Raw genomic sequence first — 2,456 nt, 5'->3', positions numbered from 1 at the left:
GATACTAAGTTCCCAGCAGATGATTTTTGCGTCATATATCATATTTTATAACGCCGTGTCTACCAATCTACATTCTGATTTTTTCTTTCTACCCCGATTTACCGAGCGGATACCAGGAAATCATAAACTGATTCTCCCTCAATGTGGAAAAAGTTGCGCTTAATCAACGCCGGATGAATGGCGCTACCAGCTAACAACTCATGGTATTGGGCAGCCGTGAGATTGTTTGGATATTCAGTTGTCGCTGAAATCATCGGTTCTCTCCTCGGAATCCCTTGGAAAGAACTCTTTCAAGCTGCGAAATCCTTGCTCTAGCCTGGATATTCCGAAAATTTCCCTTCGTCACAGCACAAAATTGCCATGCGAAAGCTGTACTCGACCCCATGCGCTTTAACACTGCGCTCTTAGGGTGTTCTCTGTTTGCCATGATATTTTTCCCTGATAACTTGGTTGACAAGCTTCAGAGGGGTTGTATCAGTTATCTGTCAACAGTTAATAGTTATCAAATAAAGGTCTATTCCCAACTGATAACTGGTAACTGATAACTGTTATTCGCGCTGCTACTGCTTTTAGCTACAAAATTCGGAGTTTTTTCTTAACTAAATTTAATATTTCACTAACTTAAAGAATTTCAACAGCCAAAAATCCGCCACCAAAAATTCGACGATTTGGTGACAACCCCTGTATAATGGGGAAAGCAGCGCGGATTTAACTCAGTCGGACAATTTATTGTGGTAATCTTAGTCGCCAAACTTTAACAACCACTTATTTTGTTCCTTCGAGATCAACCCCGCTCTGAGGTTATATGAAATTTAAGATTCGTACAAAGCGCGACTCCCTAGTGGCGCTTTGTGCGTTAAATGCGAGTATTGTTGTAAATTCTTCACCTCTATCTCCTTTACGTAACTATTCAGCTTGATTTTACACAAATTGTGGTCTTTCCGTATCTAGCGAGATTCTGATTTTTGTTTGACTCCTCCATATTTACCAGCGTTTGTTCCAGCTTACCCTGATTGGGTAATCGCTTTTTCAAGAAGTAGCACCTAACGCAGAGGTTGTTTCTGCCTTGGGCTTGCGCTCGAAAACTTGTATGTTGGGTTTCTCTAACACGAAACCCTGTTCTGCTTGCTGTCCAAGTTTACCTACAATTGCTCCTACCCATTGAGAATAATTACTTGCAGCATCGGTCAGTTTCTTCCAAATCTTTACTTTAGCTGTGGCTGAAATGATTTGTCTGTCGCAGTCTAAGTCAAAATGCTGCCAACCGTTCTCTATGTCCTTAGGTTGTGGCAGTTCATTAATTTTAATTGTGATTTCTAGTTTGCCTGCAATCATAGCTACCTCTGTTAAAATGTGAGCGCTAATTCTGGTGAAGCATTAAATATATGCACCAGTCCTGGGATATTTTTCCTAATATATTTTTTGACTATAGGTTGAAGAGTAAAACTAGTTTCTTCAGACGCAGAATCCTTAATAATTTCAATTAAAAACTGCTTTTCCAACCCTTCTAATGCTGTAATTAAATCTGATACTGATAACGATATTGATTCCTTTTTATTCAAGCCATTTAATAAGTTAGTAAACTTAACAGGTTTTGAGTTTAAAGTTAACTCTTCTGCTATATAAATCATAATTTGTAGTTGAATTTTACTCAATAAGTAACCAAAAGCTTTATCAAGCATTGCTTGAAATTGACTGCTGAAAAGCGTAGTTCTATTTTCAAAAAACTTTTGAACACTTCCGCCAAAAAAGTGGTGAATTCGAGTAACTACCGTCTTTAGCTCTAAAGGATTGCCGTAGTAAATTTTAATTAATTCGTTGCATTTCTCTTCGTCATCCAATCCTTGATCAAATAGAAGTTGCATTGCAGGATCAGCCTCTAAACCTTAATATTTTAATAAGTAATCGTTACCATCATGAAGCAGCCCTATTGGTAAGCTTTGGAAAGATAGATGCATCTAAAGTAAACACTAGCGTTCCTGATGAAGGCAAGTATGTTTTTACGGGCGCGATTAGTAAGTCATAGAGTGACCGAGGAAAAGAAAGAATGTCAATTTCAGCGGTAGAGGACAATCGAAGGGATTGTAAGATTTCTAATAAATTATCAACATTAGTTTTAACTAGCTTAGAGTCAACAGAATGGCTGTGAAGGGAGCCATCAGCCAACTGTAAAATTACTTCTACACTTTCATCTAAATCAATTATGTGAATTACTGTCGGAGCGCTAGGCAAGTTTTTAACTTCGTTTGAAGGTATAATGTCAAGATTTCCGCACTGGAGAAAATTTTCTAATTGAGCTATTTGCAATCTTTCATTTGTCTGGATTACTCGTTTTAAGTCAGGTTGGATTTAATTTACCTAGAGTACCAAAACTTTCTGATTTTAGCCGATGGTTGTTCGTGCTTTGAGCAGTTTGCAAAGCGCTTTTAGCGTATACAATGGCTACTGAGTGTAAT

At 37.9% G+C, this 2,456-nt stretch carries 4 protein-coding genes; all 4 read right to left on the bottom strand.

Annotated elements, in window-relative coordinates:
• Window positions 1-98: 98 nt before the first annotated feature.
• Window positions 99-254 carry a hypothetical protein gene (locus H6G97_RS49840; protein WP_190947623.1) on the bottom strand — a complete coding sequence of 52 codons (156 nt, stop codon included), beginning with the start codon at window positions 252-254 and terminating at the stop codon, window positions 99-101.
• Between the two features lie 775 nt (window positions 255-1,029).
• Window positions 1,030-1,335 (bottom strand): fertility inhibition FinO-like protein, encoded by a 306-nt coding sequence (locus tag H6G97_RS49835; protein ID WP_190947622.1) that lies wholly within the window; start codon window positions 1,333-1,335, stop codon window positions 1,030-1,032.
• An 11-nt stretch (window positions 1,336-1,346) separates the two neighbouring features.
• Window positions 1,347-1,865 carry a hypothetical protein gene (locus H6G97_RS49830; protein ID WP_190947621.1) on the bottom strand — a complete coding sequence of 173 codons (519 nt, stop codon included), beginning with the start codon at window positions 1,863-1,865 and terminating at the stop codon, window positions 1,347-1,349.
• Between the two features lie 49 nt (window positions 1,866-1,914).
• The gene (locus H6G97_RS49825; protein WP_190947620.1) at window positions 1,915-2,307 is read right to left on the bottom strand and encodes a hypothetical protein; all 393 of its coding nucleotides are present in this window, start codon (window positions 2,305-2,307) and stop codon (window positions 1,915-1,917) included.
• Window positions 2,308-2,456: the final 149 nt, after the last annotated feature.

The organism is Nostoc flagelliforme FACHB-838 (genome assembly GCF_014698065.1).
Taxonomy (GTDB): Bacteria; Cyanobacteriota; Cyanobacteriia; order Cyanobacteriales; family Nostocaceae; genus Nostoc; species Nostoc flagelliforme_B.
This window is presented reverse-complemented; position numbering and strand designations above follow the sequence as displayed.

Excerpts from the sequence above, each read along its gene's own strand:
- H6G97_RS49840 (WP_190947623.1), bottom strand. The coding sequence starts at position 254 with ATGATTTCAGCGACAACTGAATATCCAAACAATCTCACGGCTGCCCAA.
- H6G97_RS49835 (WP_190947622.1), bottom strand. The coding sequence starts at position 1,335 with ATGATTGCAGGCAAACTAGAAATCACAATTAAAATTAATGAACTGCCA.
- H6G97_RS49830 (WP_190947621.1), bottom strand. The coding sequence starts at position 1,865 with ATGCAACTTCTATTTGATCAAGGATTGGATGACGAAGAGAAATGCAAC.